The sequence below is a fragment of the Bacteroides sp. MSK.18.37 genome, assembly GCF_019129155.2.
Classification (GTDB): Bacteria; Bacteroidota; Bacteroidia; order Bacteroidales; family Bacteroidaceae; genus Bacteroides; species Bacteroides ovatus.
In genome coordinates, this window is the sequence record NZ_JAHOIB020000001.1 from 6,120,076 (window position 1) to 6,135,274 (window position 15,199).

At 39.4% G+C, this 15,199-nt stretch carries 13 protein-coding genes; 12 read left to right on the top strand and 1 reads right to left on the bottom strand.

The window, feature by feature from the left end:
- Window positions 1-75: 75 nt before the first annotated feature.
- Window positions 76-4,530 (bottom strand): translocation/assembly module TamB, encoded by a 4,455-nt coding sequence (locus KSX81_RS23555; protein ID WP_217725727.1) that lies wholly within the window; start codon window positions 4,528-4,530, stop codon window positions 76-78.
- 200 nt (window positions 4,531-4,730) lie between these two features.
- Between KSX81_RS23555 and tsaD the strand changes: the two genes are divergently transcribed.
- From tsaD to KSX81_RS23615, 12 genes are all read left to right on the top strand, one after another.
- A complete protein-coding gene (gene tsaD / locus KSX81_RS23560; RefSeq protein WP_004295985.1) occupies window positions 4,731-5,750 on the top strand; it encodes a tRNA (adenosine(37)-N6)-threonylcarbamoyltransferase complex transferase subunit TsaD in 1,020 nt (339 codons plus the stop codon).
- A gap of 42 nt (window positions 5,751-5,792) precedes the next feature.
- The gene (locus KSX81_RS23565) at window positions 5,793-7,025 is read left to right on the top strand and encodes a competence/damage-inducible protein A (RefSeq protein ID WP_004295984.1); all 1,233 of its coding nucleotides are present in this window, start codon (window positions 5,793-5,795) and stop codon (window positions 7,023-7,025) included.
- Between the two features lie 122 nt (window positions 7,026-7,147).
- On the top strand, window positions 7,148-7,408 hold the full coding sequence (rpmB, locus tag KSX81_RS23570) for a 50S ribosomal protein L28 (protein WP_004295983.1): 261 nt from the start codon (window positions 7,148-7,150) through the stop codon (window positions 7,406-7,408).
- 21 nt (window positions 7,409-7,429) lie between these two features.
- Entirely contained in the window at window positions 7,430-7,618 is a 189-nt protein-coding gene (rpmG, locus tag KSX81_RS23575; RefSeq protein ID WP_002560155.1) for a 50S ribosomal protein L33, read from the top strand.
- A gap of 16 nt (window positions 7,619-7,634) precedes the next feature.
- Entirely contained in the window at window positions 7,635-7,793 is a 159-nt protein-coding gene (locus tag KSX81_RS23580; protein ID WP_004295982.1) for a DUF4295 domain-containing protein, read from the top strand.
- 138 nt (window positions 7,794-7,931) lie between these two features.
- On the top strand, window positions 7,932-8,891 hold the full coding sequence (gene ftsY / locus KSX81_RS23585) for a signal recognition particle-docking protein FtsY (RefSeq protein ID WP_004295981.1): 960 nt from the start codon (window positions 7,932-7,934) through the stop codon (window positions 8,889-8,891).
- Window positions 8,888-10,198, top strand: coding sequence for a 30S ribosomal protein S12 methylthiotransferase RimO (gene rimO / locus KSX81_RS23590; RefSeq protein WP_004295980.1), 1,311 nt, complete (start codon window positions 8,888-8,890; stop codon window positions 10,196-10,198). The genes ftsY and rimO overlap by 4 nt, the downstream gene beginning before the upstream one ends.
- Window positions 10,191-10,463, top strand: coding sequence for an HU family DNA-binding protein (locus KSX81_RS23595; protein ID WP_004306073.1), 273 nt, complete (start codon window positions 10,191-10,193; stop codon window positions 10,461-10,463). Before rimO ends, KSX81_RS23595 begins: the two co-directional genes overlap by 8 nt.
- A 12-nt stretch (window positions 10,464-10,475) precedes the next feature.
- Entirely contained in the window at window positions 10,476-11,891 is a 1,416-nt protein-coding gene (locus tag KSX81_RS23600; RefSeq protein WP_004295978.1) for an HU family DNA-binding protein, read from the top strand.
- A 237-nt stretch (window positions 11,892-12,128) separates the two neighbouring features.
- A complete protein-coding gene (locus KSX81_RS23605) occupies window positions 12,129-13,124 on the top strand; it encodes an AAA family ATPase (RefSeq protein WP_004295977.1) in 996 nt (331 codons plus the stop codon).
- Between the two features lie 83 nt (window positions 13,125-13,207).
- Window positions 13,208-14,077 (top strand): DUF58 domain-containing protein, encoded by an 870-nt coding sequence (locus KSX81_RS23610; protein WP_004295976.1) that lies wholly within the window; start codon window positions 13,208-13,210, stop codon window positions 14,075-14,077.
- The gene (locus tag KSX81_RS23615; protein WP_004295975.1) at window positions 14,077-15,165 is read left to right on the top strand and encodes a hypothetical protein; all 1,089 of its coding nucleotides are present in this window, start codon (window positions 14,077-14,079) and stop codon (window positions 15,163-15,165) included. The genes KSX81_RS23610 and KSX81_RS23615 overlap by 1 nt, the downstream gene beginning before the upstream one ends.
- The last annotated feature ends 34 nt before the right edge of the window (window positions 15,166-15,199 follow it).

The window sequence follows — 15,199 nt, forward strand, 5'->3', positions numbered from 1 at the left end:
AATTCTGAAACATAATTCTCACAAACAACAAACGATGACATAATTCCTGGTGGATATGTCATCGTTTATTATTTTTTACTGCTCCTGTACACGTTTTCTTTTCACTGCCGATTTATCAGTTTTATCAGTGATGCTGTCCGTTTGTTGCGGTTTCACCTTTTCAGCTTCTTCCCGTTTCCGCTTATTGCGTAACCGCCATTTATTCCAGAAATATAGATCACTCCATTTATTGAAATCCTTTTTATACATGATACCTACACCTTGTGTAGTCAAGTTTGTTTTTGTGTAATAACGGTCATTTGTCTCATTATAAGCCTTCAAACGAATATCTCCCGAACGGGTAATCAGCCATTCTGCTTCAAAGTCTCCTACAAAGTTAGTATTAGCCATCGGATTATCCCGATAACCGAAGTTTCCGTTTATCAATAAACGGTTATTCAATAATTGTCCCGACAAAATACCTTCTACTTCCATGTCTGTCCAACCCTTATCACCCGTACTCAAATTCGTACCGATATTCCAGTTATTCGTTTCAAAGACCTGTGAAAGTGCATTGTTCAACTGGCCGGAGAGAGTAGATGAGAGCACCGATGACATCACATTCGAATTCTGATTATTATTACGGGCATCTTCCGTATAGAACTTGCCAATACCCAGCAAATAAAGAATCTGCATATTCATTTGCTCTTCCGTACTGATATAATTACGTACCAATGTTTGTATTTCATCTCTTTCATTCGGAAGCTCAATACCCAGTTTGATAGTCGGTCGTACCAGCATACCACTTAGATTCATGATACAATTTACACGCACATTGGGTTGTTGTATAATAGCCGAAGCATCCGGTATCAAATCATTCAAAGAGGCAGAGTTCACTGTATATGAAGCTTGTATGTCCATGTTAGCATCCAAAGGTGCACCATTGAACGTTATTGTACTTCCATCTTTGATAATAAAGTCTTTACGAATCACTTCCTGCAAACTAAATTTATATACTCCTTGATTGATCCGGTAATTACCAAACATTTTCACATCGCCCTTATTATAAAATTCCGTCCGGATATTTCCCGTACCTTTTCCGCTGATATAATCTCCGGCAATAGGGTCCATAATGATTCGCATGGTGGCATCGGGAGTTGCATCCACGAGAATATTCAAACGGATATCTGTTTTCTGCTCTTCCTCCTCCTGACGTTTTTGCTGTATTTGTTCGTAATATGAGATTACTTGAACAGAATCCCGGATAGTACGACGAGGTGTTTTATCCACGAATTTGATAAACTGATTGCTAGTAGCCGATGCTACACTACCATTAATATATGTAAAGGTAGTATTTCGATTTGTAGTCATAGCCACATTTACGTCGAGCCCCTGTATGGCGTTTCCAGAGAGCAATACATTCCCGGTACCATATACCGTACCATAGAAAGGCATATCTGTCGATTCTTTTGTGTTCATCACAAGCATATTATTTGCCTGTATCTCGAAACGATAGTTTAGGTTCTTAAAATGCTGGAAATGCAAATATCCATTCATTCTCCCCGAATGCCCTTCCATATCAGAGATATGTATATTATTGAATGTCAATCCGGTAGGAGCCAAATGAATAGTATCTTTTACCGCAAAATGTGTGTTTAAAATATCAAAATTCATGGATGCATCTGTCATAACCGCACCATCCAGGTTCAATCCTTTAAATTTTCCATAGAAATGTACTTTTCCTGTTCCTCGCCCTTTAATATCATTGGCAATAGACTTCATATAATGTTCGAGGAATTTCAGATTCAATTCATTTGCTTCAATATTTAAATCAAGTCCGCTCTCGGGTTTTAATGGATAAATAATACCCGTGACACGCGACGGAGAAGGAGATATATCCTGAATGGATGCATCCAACCGGATACCTCTGTTTTCATTATCCCACTCACCATATATATCCAGTTCACCCAAACGACCGTGATTGAGTGAGAAATTCTTTATAAATAAACGGGTATTCATGATAGGCTTTTTAAACACTCCGCTTGCATAAGCCGTTCCTGTTGCATCGCCCTCAAAATTTACATCGTCGGATATACTTGCAATATCAAATACATATCCCATATTTATATCCTTTAGATCAACCTTTACAGTATCTTTAGGATTCTCGGAAAGCCGGCCGTTAATACGTACATACCTATCCTGATGACTAAAATAGAAATTATTCACATCCACTCGTCCGGAATCGACCACCACCTGCGAAGGATGTATCTTCCAGAGAGTATCATTTAAAATAACATCAGTAGGATTCACATCCACCATCGCTTTCAACAATGACTTTTCTCCGCTTGTACGTAGAAATTTGGCAACAGCTGCTAATTTCCCGCTATATGTTGCTGCAGCATTATTTCCCCAATCCAAAGTCGTACTGACATTGTCATCTTTAGCTTGTGCATCCAGAGATAGATTGACTGCCCCTTTCTTTTTCAAATTAGTCAGACGAACCCGTGCACGAATATGATCTGCCGGATTCTCGCACAGAATCATACCTGACTCAATATAGTTGTTCTTATATTGCAGACGGGGAAAATATCCCTCTATACGCAAGCGTTGTAAAGCATCATTAAAATATCCCTTCAACGTAGAATGAGTATATACCGTTAACGGTATATCAAATATCGTAGATAAAATGTCCGTATTATATATATGTATATCAAACAAAAAGTTATTATGGGTTTCAATCGGCTTCTTGGGAGGTAATATCAAAGACGGCACATATTTCCGCATAATATTCAGAATACTGGCAGGCAATGTGTGATATTGGAATTTTCCCTCTATGCTTGCTTTCAGGAATTCGGAAGTCAATCTAAGCTGATTTTCTCCATTTTGTTTGGTTGCCCGGATATTCATATTCTGCATGAAATATGCTTTATCCGGAGCTGTAAATTCCAAGCTATCCACATTGATTTCTCCAATCATCTCATCCACTGATCCACCTGTAAAATTGGCTTTCAGTTTTAAAGAGAACTCTGCATCAGGATATTTGGTCGTAAGATTCAAATCATGTGGGCGTACTTTATTGACTACTGCAAGAAAATTAAAAGTAGGAACTTTGGATGCAACATTTACGTCTCCATTCAGATAAATAGAGCCATTAGGATCATCCAACGCAATCTTTCCATTAAATCCGCCTTGTTTGTATTCTCCGTCCAGTGTGATATTTTCATATCTATATCTGCTATAATCTATCGAAGCAATCAGTCCTTTCAATTCTACGGCAGGCAAGTGGTCAGCAATATGCCGGCCATGTACATCCAGATTGAAAGTAATTTCTCCCAATTCCTCATTATCCAATAATTTACCTAGTTGAAAATCCTCTGTTTTGACAGCTCCGGAATACGCAAACAATCCTTTTGTCTTATCAGAACTCAATTTTAAGTCGGTCTTTACATTTCCAAGACTCGTTTGTAATTGTCCATAAGTAACTAAGTCCGTGAAGTATCCCGAAATTTCTCCCTGGAAACTCACGTTGCCCAAACGTTCGAGAAGAGGAGGAACTCCATTATAATTAGGACTCAAATTACGCACTAAAAAACCGACTCCGCGCGTATTGGCCGAAAGTTCGGAAAGGGTTCCATATACATACGCATCTTGTGGACGCGATAAGTCCTGAAGCGATACATCTCCTCGCAGACGGAACTGACGGTCATCGGCTGTAATCTCCAGATGCGAACAAGTCAACTGATCCACAGTTCCCTTCACCTCCATATCCAACGTCACCGGTTCCTTGAAATGCGAGAGGATAGGGACAAAAGGAGAAATATCTTTTAAAGTAACTTGCGATGGCAAAGTACGGAAAGAGAAATGCACCTGTTCTGTAAAACGGTCAAAAGCTTTCAAACTATCATACTCCAAATGAATGGTATCAAGCTTGAGAGAGGTTTCGGGCAATTCTATTGTAAAATTATCAATGTTTGTCTGCTTGTTATTGGCAACCAGTTTCAAACTCATTTTTTTCAAAGAGAAGCCGGATGCTTTTTCATCAAGGCTCAATCGCTTGATCCCTAAATTCAAAGAGTCCTTACTTAATGCCTTCAGCGATATATTAGCGATGATATTTTGAAGCTGAATATGCTTAGCGTTAAATTTCCCCGGTGTTTCTTCTTCCGACAACACATGATAAGACATCCTTCCACGACGAATCAGGATGGAATTAATACGCAAATCAAGGGAGTTTTCTTTCTTCACGGTATCTTTGGAAGCAAAAGCATCCAAAACAAACTTAAAATTAGGAGGGGAATCCGGAGTCTCTTTCCGGAGATTGATATTAAATCCGAAAAGCTGGACACTGCTAATGGATATCTTTCCTTTAAAAAAGGGCATAATATCGAACTTGGCAGACAAACGTGTGACTTTGAGCATTTCCTGACCACTCTGATCGTCAAGCAATACATCATCAATAATAATACGGTTCAATAGACCCATATTAATTCTACCAATCACTACCTTTGTATTTAAAACTTCAGAAAGTTCTTCAGCTACAAATACACTCATTGCTTGCTGAATGTTTGGTATATTCAGCAAAACAATAGTCCCGATATATACTCCCAGTACAATACCTACTACCCAGCGTACAGTCTTTTTCAGCGTTCTGATATGCGATAACTTTTATTTTGCGAACAAAAATATAAAATAGTTCGTTACGAATCGTAGTTTTATGATTACTTTTGCACCGTTTAATAGTTTAAATACTTATGAGTGCAATAATTTTAGGAATTGAATCCTCCTGTGACGATACGTCGGCAGCCGTAATCAAGGATGGTTATTTGCTGTCAAATGTGGTATCAAGTCAAGCCGTACATGAAGCATACGGTGGAGTAGTACCCGAGTTGGCTTCACGGGCACACCAACAAAACATCGTACCGGTAGTACATGAAGCATTAAAACGTGCCGGCGTCACCAAAGAAGAGTTGAGCGCGGTAGCTTTCACTCGCGGACCGGGATTGATGGGGTCTTTGCTTGTTGGAGCCTCCTTTGCAAAAGGATTCGCTCGTTCTTTAAACATCCCAATGATTGATGTTAATCATTTGACCGGACATGTTTTAGCTCATTTTATTAAAGCGGAAGGAGAAGAAGAGAGACAACCTGTTTACCCATTTCTCTGTTTGCTGGTATCTGGAGGAAATTCACAAATCATACTGGTCAAAGCCTATAATGATATGGAGATTCTTGGACAGACTATTGACGATGCCGCAGGTGAAGCTATTGATAAATGCTCTAAAGTGATGGGACTTGGTTATCCCGGCGGACCGATCATTGATAAACTGGCTCGTCAGGGAAATCCGAAAGCTTTTACATTCAGCAAACCGCATATTCCTGGTTTAGATTACAGCTTCAGCGGATTGAAAACTTCCTTTTTATATTCATTACGCGACTGGTTAAAGGAAGATCCTGATTTCATAGAACACCATAAAGTAGATCTTGCAGCATCATTGGAGGCTACTGTAGTGGATATTCTGATGGATAAATTACGAAAAGCCGCCAAAGAATATAAGATTAATGAAATAGCTGTGGCCGGAGGAGTTTCTGCAAATAATGGATTGCGTAATGCTTTCCGGGAACATGCCGAGAAATATGGCTGGAACATTTTTATCCCTAAATTCAGTTATACGACTGATAATGCAGCCATGATCGCCATTACCGGATATTTCAAATATCTGGATAAGGACTTTTGTTCTATTGATCTTCCGGCTTATTCTCGTGTGACGTTATAATAAGGTATACCTTAATTATATATAAGATAAAAACTAAGAAGTATGTTTGCCGAAATAATAACTATTGGCGACGAACTGTTGATAGGACAGATTGTCGACACTAATTCAGCCTGGATGGGGCAGGAATTAAATAAAATAGGCATTGAGGTTCTTCGTATTGTTTCAATCCGTGACCGGGAAAAGGAAATCTTGGAAGCGATTGATAATGCGATGGAAAGGGTGAATATTGTTTTAGTAACCGGAGGACTCGGACCTACCAAAGACGATATCACCAAACAAACTTTATGCAAATACTTTCATACAGAACTGGTTTTCAGCGAAGAAGTATTCGAAAATGTAAAACGGGTACTGGCAGGGAAAATACCAATGAATGCACTCAACAAAAGCCAGGCAATGGTTCCGAAAGATTGTACAGTGATAAATAATCCTGTAGGAAGTGCTTCTGTCAGCTGGTTCGAAAGAGATGGAAAGGTACTTGTTTCCATGCCGGGCGTTCCGCAAGAGATGACTGCCGTAATGACAGAAAGTGTATTACCTAAACTGCACGAGAGGTTTCAAACGGATGTGATTATGCATCAAACATTTCTTGTACAACACTATCCGGAATCCGTATTGGCAGAAAAACTGGAACCGTGGGAGAGTGCTCTGCCAGAATGTATCAAATTGGCATATTTGCCTAAGCTGGGGATTATTCGTCTTAGACTGACAGGACGCGGACAAAACAGGGAAGAAGTAAAAGTTCTTCTTGAACGTGAAAAGGTAAAATTAGAGAAAATACTTGGTGAAGACATTTTCGGTGAAGAAGATACGCCATTGGAAGTTATAGTCGGTGAACTTTTAAAAAAGAAGAAATTGACCGTTTCCACCGCAGAAAGTTGTACCGGAGGCAGTATTGCCGCACGTTTGACCTCCATTGCCGGTAGTTCTGAATATTTTAACGGAAGCGTAGTAGCCTATTCTAATGAAGTAAAAATGGGACTTTTACACGTTTCCTCCGAAACATTGGAGCAACATGGGGCCGTCAGCGAAGAAACTGTGATTGAAATGGTAAAAGGTGCGATGAAAGCACTAAAAACCGATTGCGCCGTTGCTACTTCAGGGATAGCAGGTCCTGGAGGGGGTACTCCCGAGAAGCCGGTGGGAACTGTTTGGATAGCCGCTGGTTATAAAAACGAAATTCGTACTTACAAACAGGAAACGAACCGCGGAAGAAGCATGAATATCGAAAGAGCAGGCAATAATGCACTATTAATGCTCCGTGATTTACTCAAATAAAGAAAAATAGGTGCCTGGAAGTGAATTATTTTAGGAAATTCTTGTTTTATACGGATAAAAGTGCTTACTTTGCGTCCTGTTTGAAAGAAGTATAGATATAAAACTATAAAAATAAGATAGAAATGTCGAAGATTTGTCAAATTACCGGAAAGAAAGCCATGATTGGCAACAATGTTTCACACTCAAAGAGAAGAACTAAAAGAACCTTTGATTTGAACTTGTTTAACAAAAAGTTCTATTATGTAGAACAAGATTGTTGGATCAGCCTTAGCATTTGTGCTAACGGGTTGCGTATTATCAACAAAAAAGGACTGGATGCTGCGCTGACTGAAGCAGTGGCTAAAGGTTATTGTGATTGGAAAAGCATTAAAGTAATCGGCTAAACGTAGAGGAGAAAACTTACAATGGCAAAGAAAGCAAAAGGTAACAGAGTACAAGTGATTCTGGAATGTACAGAACACAAAGACAGTGGAATGCCGGGAACATCTCGTTATATCACAACTAAGAACAGAAAGAATACTACAGAAAGACTTGAGTTGAAAAAATACAACCCGATTCTGAAGAGAGTAACAGTACACAAGGAAATTAAATAATAAAGTAGTATAACCCATGGCAAAGAAAACAGTAGCAAGTTTGCACGAAGGTTCTAAAGAAGGTCGTGCTTATACCAAGGTTATCAAAATGGTAAAATCTCCGAAAACTGGAGCATACGTTTTTGATGAACAAATGGTTCCGAACGAAAAAGTACAAGACTTTTTCAAAAAATAATCGAAATAGCATATACGCTATAACTGCAAAATCCTCTCATTGGCGAACAATGAGGGGATTTTTTATTGCTTCTTTTTTTACTTTTCCAATCCTTTGTTATATCTTTGTAGCAAATGTATTATACAAACAAGTGTAAATATGGGATTTTTTAGTTTTTTTTCAAAGGAGAAGAAGGAAACTTTAGATAAAGGATTATCTAAAACCAAAGAGAGCGTATTCAGTAAAATAGCTCGTGCTGTGGCTGGCAAGTCAAAAGTAGACGATGAAGTATTAGATAATCTGGAAGAAGTGCTGATTACATCTGACGTCGGCGTAGAAACAACTTTAAATATTATCAAGCGCATCGAAAAACGTGCTGCTGCAGATAAGTATGTAAATACTCAGGAACTGAATCTTATATTACGTGACGAAATAGCAGCTCTGCTTACTGAAAATAATTCGGGTGATGTAGCTGATTTCGACGTACCCATCGCAAGAAAACCTTATGTCATTATGGTTGTGGGAGTAAATGGGGTAGGTAAAACTACAACCATTGGTAAACTGGCTTATCAATTCAAGAAAGCAGGTAAATCCGTTTACTTGGGAGCCGCTGACACTTTCCGCGCTGCAGCTGTGGAACAGCTAATGATTTGGGGAGAACGGGTAGGAGTTCCCGTAGTTAAACAGAAAATGGGAGCAGATCCCGCATCTGTGGCTTATGACACTCTTAGTTCGGCCGTTGCCAATAACGCAGATGTGGTTATTATTGATACAGCCGGTCGTCTGCACAATAAGGTAGGCTTAATGAACGAGTTGACCAAAATTAAGAATGTGATGAAAAAGGTAGTGCCTGATGCACCGGATGAAGTTTTATTGGTACTGGACGGTTCCACCGGACAAAATGCATTTGAGCAAGCCAAACAATTTACTTTGGCGACGGAAGTTACCGCTATGGCCATCACTAAGCTTGATGGAACCGCTAAAGGTGGTGTTGTGATTGGTATTTCCGATCAATTCAAGATTCCTGTTAAGTATATCGGACTAGGCGAAGGCATGGAAGACCTGCAGGTATTCCGTAAAAATGAATTCGTTGATTCCTTGTTTGGAGAAAATGCATGAAAAGAAAAACAATAGATATTATTACTTTAGGATGTTCTAAAAATCTGGTTGACTCCGAGCAGCTAATGCGCCAATTGGAGGAAGTCGGATACAGCGTAACTCATGACACTGAAAATCCGCAAGGAGAAATTGCGGTAATCAATACATGTGGTTTCATTGGTGATGCCAAAGAAGAATCCATAAATATGATTCTGGAGTTCGCTGAAAGAAAGGAAGAAGGGGATTTAAAGAAACTTTTCGTGATGGGTTGTCTTTCCGAACGCTATCTCAAGGAATTAGCTGTTGAGATACCACAGGTAGATAAGTTTTATGGGAAGTTTAATTGGAAGGAGCTTTTACAGGACTTGGGAAAGGTCTATCACGATGAATTATATATCGAACGGACATTGACAACTCCCCAGCATTATGCTTACCTGAAAATTTCAGAAGGATGTGATCGTAAATGTTCTTATTGTGCTATCCCTATTATTACAGGACACCATATTTCCAAACCAATAGAAGAAATTCTGGACGAAGTACGATACCTGGTATCGCAAGGCGTGAAAGAATTTCAGGTGATCGCACAGGAATTGACTTATTACGGCATAGACCGGTATAAGAAACAAATGCTTCCGGAATTGATTGAGCGTATTTCTGATATACCCGGGGTGGAATGGATTCGCTTGCATTATGCCTATCCAGCACATTTCCCAACAGATTTATTCCGGGTTATGCGCGAACGTGACAATGTATGTAAATACATGGACATTGCCCTTCAGCACATCAGTGACAATATGTTGAAGTTAATGCGCCGACAAGTGAGCAAAGAGGATACTTACCAATTGATCGAACAATTCCGCAGAGAAGTGCCGGGCATTCACCTGAGGACGACTTTAATGGTAGGACATCCCGGAGAAACCGAGGAAGACTTCGAGGATCTCAAAGAATTTGTACGTAAAGTACGTTTTGATCGAATGGGTGCTTTCGCATATTCCGAAGAAGAAGGGACTTATGCTGCAGAAACATACGAAGATTCTATTCCACAAGAGGTTAAACAAGCCCGACTTGATGAATTGATGGATATCCAGCAAGGTATTTCGGCAGAGTTAAGTGCAGAAAAGATCGGTAAACAGATGAAAGTGATCATCGATCGTCTGGAAGGAGATTATTATATCGGACGGACAGAATTTGATTCACCGGAAGTAGATCCGGAAGTATTGATTGATCGTTCAGAGAGAGAACTTAAGATCGGACAGTTTTATCAGGTAGAAGTGGTGAATGCGGACGATTTTGATTTATATGCAAAGATTATAAATGACTATGAATAATAAGGAATTTACATCCGAACTAGCGGAAAGATTGGGATACACAATCAAGGATACTTCCGAATTGATGAATTCTTTGTTGTCCAGTATGACACAAGAATTGGAAGAAGGTAATGTGATTGCAATTCAAGGATTCGGTTCTTTTGAAGTGAAAAAGAAAGCGGAACGGATTTCAATCAACCCGGCAAGCAAACAACGCATGCTGGTTCCACCTAAATTGGTATTATCGTATAGACCTAGCAATACATTGAAAGATAAGTTTAAATAAATATTTCCCGTTATGAATGAAAGACTAACAATTCAAGACCTTACTGACTTATTGGCAGCCAAACATAGCATGACCAAGAAAGACGCCGAAGCGTTTGTTAAAGAGTTTTTCCTCTTGATAGAACAAGCCTTGGAGAACGAAAAGACTGTAAAAATCAAAGGATTGGGAACTTTCAAACTTATTGATGTAGATAGCCGGGAAAGTGTCAATGTCAACACAGGCGAGCGTTTCCAGATAAAAGGACATACAAAAGTCTCATTTTCTCCGGATGCAAATCTAAGGGATACGATAAATAAACCTTTTGCACACTTTGAGACTGTTGTATTGAATGAAAATACAATTCTGGAAGATACTCCGATAGAAGAGACTGAGGAAGAAGAAACAGGAGAGGAAGCATCAGCACAGGCAGTCTTGAATGAGATGGGGGATGACTCTGAAACTACTGTGATAGAAGAAAATGAAGGTACTGATGATGGTCTTTCGGAAGAAGAGCCGATTCAGGAAGAGCAAATAGCCAGTCAGCCACTTGTGGAAGAGTCCATTGAAGAACCTGCTATTACTGAGGAATCTGCAATAGCACAGGAATTGACAGAACAGACATCTCCTAAAGAGTCTGAAGAGATCATTACAGAGACTAATATCGAAGAAAAGGTAGAACAGTTGGAAGATGAAGAGGTTCCGGAGGAGGAAGTGACGATCGATGAGCAGCAACCAGCATCTATAGAAGAAGAAAAAGAAAAGATCACTGCCGAAAAGATTATAGAGCAAGAGCTTCTAAAAGCAAATCTGCAACCTGTGACTCCTATAGTGCCTCCTGCTGAAAAAGAAACGATAAAGCCGGTCCAACCGGAACAAGTATCCCAACCGGTTTCTAAAAAGACAGCCCCGGTGAAGGAAAAATCTCCTGTACCTTATTTAATAGCTGTTATTGTAGTCGTTTTGTTATTATGCGGAGGTGTCATTCTTTTTATTTATTATCCGGATTTATTCTCTTCTTCATCTGACAAGAATGCACTGGATATGCCGCCTGTGACCACTCAACCCGTTCAACCGGAAGCGCAGCTTTCTGATACGATTGCACATAAGGATACTACAAAGGTAATAACGCCTGATGTATCCAAAGTCGCTACCACGACACAACCGGTTGCCAAAAAAGAAGAAGCTATTCCTGTCAAAGCAGAACCTCAAACGGTTACACAACAACCTGCTACTTCTGCCTATCTGGATTCAGCATCTTATAAGATTACGGGAACCAAGACAAAATATACAATCAAAGAAGGAGAAACTTTGACTAGGGTTTCCTTGCGTTTTTATGGTACAAAGGCAATGTGGCCATACATTGTGAAACACAATCCGAAGGTTATTAAGAACCCCAACAATGTACCGTATGGCACAACTATTGAAATACCAGAACTTACAAAAGAATAAGTAGTTATAATCCATTCACCCGACCATGCAAATCCTGTATTGGTCGGGTGAAGTGTTATGGATATACAAAAGCGTATGAAAGTACCTTAATCTAAAGATTTCGCATTGTTTTTTAATAAAAATTAGTTGCAATCGTTAATTATATGGCGTACTTTTGGGGCAAAATAAAAAGCCTTATGACACAGGCAAGGCTTACATAAAATTAATGGGATTTAAATAATAAAATATTAAGTATTTATGGCTGAATCAATTGATATCCGCGAGCTAAATGAGCGGATTGAAAGACAAAGTGCTTTCGTTACCAATCTTACGACAGGTATGGACCAAATCATTGTTGGTCAGAAACATTTGGTTGAATCACTGCTTATCGGATTACTTTCCGATGGACACGTCCTCTTGGAAGGTGTGCCTGGTTTGGCGAAAACTTTGGCTATTAAGACACTCGCTTCTCTGATTGATGCGAAATATAGCCGTATCCAGTTTACGCCGGACTTATTGCCTGCAGACGTTATCGGTACAATGGTTTACAGTCAGAAAGATGAATCTTTTAAAGTGCAGCGCGGACCTATTTTCGCAAACTTTGTATTAGCTGATGAAATTAACCGTGCTCCTGCAAAAGTACAAAGTGCTTTGCTGGAAGCAATGCAAGAACGTCAGGTTACTATTGGTAAAGAAACATTCATGTTACCGGAACCTTTCCTTGTATTGGCAACTCAGAACCCTATCGAACAGGAAGGTACTTATCCGCTTCCTGAAGCACAGGTTGACCGTTTCATGCTGAAAGTAGTCATTGATTATCCGAAGTTGGAAGAAGAAAAATTGATTATTCGTCAGAATATCAATGGTGAGAAGTTCAATGTGAAACCTATTCTAAGAGCGGATGAAATTATTGAAGCACGTAAGGTTGTTCGTCAAGTCTATCTGGATGAGAAGATCGAGCGTTATATTGTAGATATCGTATTTGCAACTCGTTTCCCAGAAAAATATGACCTCAAGGAACTGAAAGATATGATCGGATTCGGAGGTTCACCTCGTGCGTCTATCAATCTGGCTTTAGCTGCTCGTACGTATGCATTCATCAAACGTCGCGGCTACGTTATTCCGGAAGATGTACGTGCTGTAGCACATGATGTTCTTCGTCACCGTATCGGATTGACATACGAAGCTGAAGCTAACAACATGACTTCGGACGAAATCATCAGTAAGATTCTGAATAAGGTTGAAGTACCCTAATTTGTAGTTATAATACAGTCAATAAGTAGTCATAAATATCTATGCATGACTACTTAACTACCTACTAATTAACTACTGTATAAATGGAAACAAGTGAAATACTAAAAAAAGTTCGCCAAATTGAAATAAAGACACGAGGATTGTCTAACAATATCTTTGCAGGCCAGTATCATTCGGCTTTCAAAGGTAGGGGTATGTCATTTTCGGAAGTCCGTGAATATCAATTCGGTGATGATATACGTGACATAGATTGGAATGTGACTGCGCGCTTCAATAAACCTTATGTGAAAGTGTTTGAAGAAGAACGTGAACTGACAGTTATGTTAATGGTTGATGTTTCCGGAAGTTTGGAATTTGGTACGATCAAGCAGTTAAAGAAAGATATGGTGACGGAAATCGCTGCTACTCTTGCTTTCTCTGCCATCCAGAATAATGATAAAATAGGTGTGATTTTCTTTTCAGACCGGATAGAGAAGTTTATTCCTCCCAAGAAAGGACGTAAACATATCTTGTATATTATCCGTGAATTAATTGATTTCCAACCGGAAAGCCGTCGCACAAATATTCGTCTTGCCTTGGAATATTTGACAAACGTAATGAAAAGGCGTTGCACTGCATTTATCTTATCAGATTTTATTGACCAGGAAAGCTTTAAGAATGCGCTGACCATTGCTAACAGGAAACATGATGTAGTAGCATTGCAAGTATACGACAGGAGAGTCAGTGATCTTCCTCCAGTAGGACTGATGCGAATCAAAGATGCAGAAACTGGGCATGAACAATGGATTGACACTTCTTCCAAAGCTGTACGCCGGGCACATCGCGACTGGTGGATACAAAAGCAGACTGAACTGAACGATACTTTTACCAAAAGTAACGTAGATGCTGTATCCGTCAGAACCGATCAGGATTACGTAAAGGCATTGTTGAATTTATTTGCCAAACGAAATTAATGGAATCAAAGATGAATAGAAATATTATTCTGATAGCATTATTAGGTCTATTGTTTGTCAGTAAAGCAGTAGCACAGTCTGTTACAGTAGAAGCAAAAATTGATTCACTGCAGATACTGATCGGCGAACAGGCGAAAGTGCAACTGCAAGTAGCCATGGATGCCAAACAGCGTGCTATTTTTCCTGCTTACACTGATACACTGGTAAGAGGTGTGGAAATTATAGAAACAGTCAAACCAGATACCCAATTCCTGAATGATCGTCAGCGGATGGTGATTACGCAGGAGTACATTATCACTTCTTTTGACTCTGCTCTATATTATCTCCCGCCAATGCCAGTTACCGTAGATGGGAAAGTGTACAACTCCAAAGCTCTCGCATTAAAAGTATATTCAATGCCGGTTGACACCTTACATCCGGACCAGTTCTTCGGACAAAAATCTGTGATGAAAGCTCCTTTTGCATGGGAAGACTGGTATGGATTGATCGCTTGTTCATTCTTGGCTTTACCTTTGCTTGGTTTGCTGATCTATCTGATTGTTCGCATACGTGATAATAAACCGATTATCCGTAAAATTAAAGTTGAACCTAAATTGCCGCCACATCAGGCTGCAATGAAAGAGATAGAACGTATCAAGACAGAGAAGGTGTGGCAGAAAGGGCAATCGAAGGAGTACTATACCGAACTTACCGATGCTATTCGTACATATATTAAGGATCGTTTCGGATTTAATGCATTGGAAATGACTTCTTCTGAAATAATTGATCAGTTACTGGAAATGAATGATAAAGAGGCCATATCAGACCTAAAACTATTGTTCCAGACTGCTGATTTAGTGAAGTTCGCCAAGCATAATCCTCAGATGAATGAAAACGATGCCAATTTGATTAACGCCATTGATTTTATCAATGAGACCAAACAACTGGAAGAGGAAAATCAGAAACCGCAACCAACGGAAATCACTATTATTGAGAAACGTTCTTTACGTGTTAAAGCTATGCTGATTTGTGGAATTGCATTGTTATCAGCAGCATTGATCGGTACCTTTATATATATAGGTCTACAGTTATACAATCTTTTTGTATAAAGGATGTATAGCTTAATACTAAATAGTAAACTGT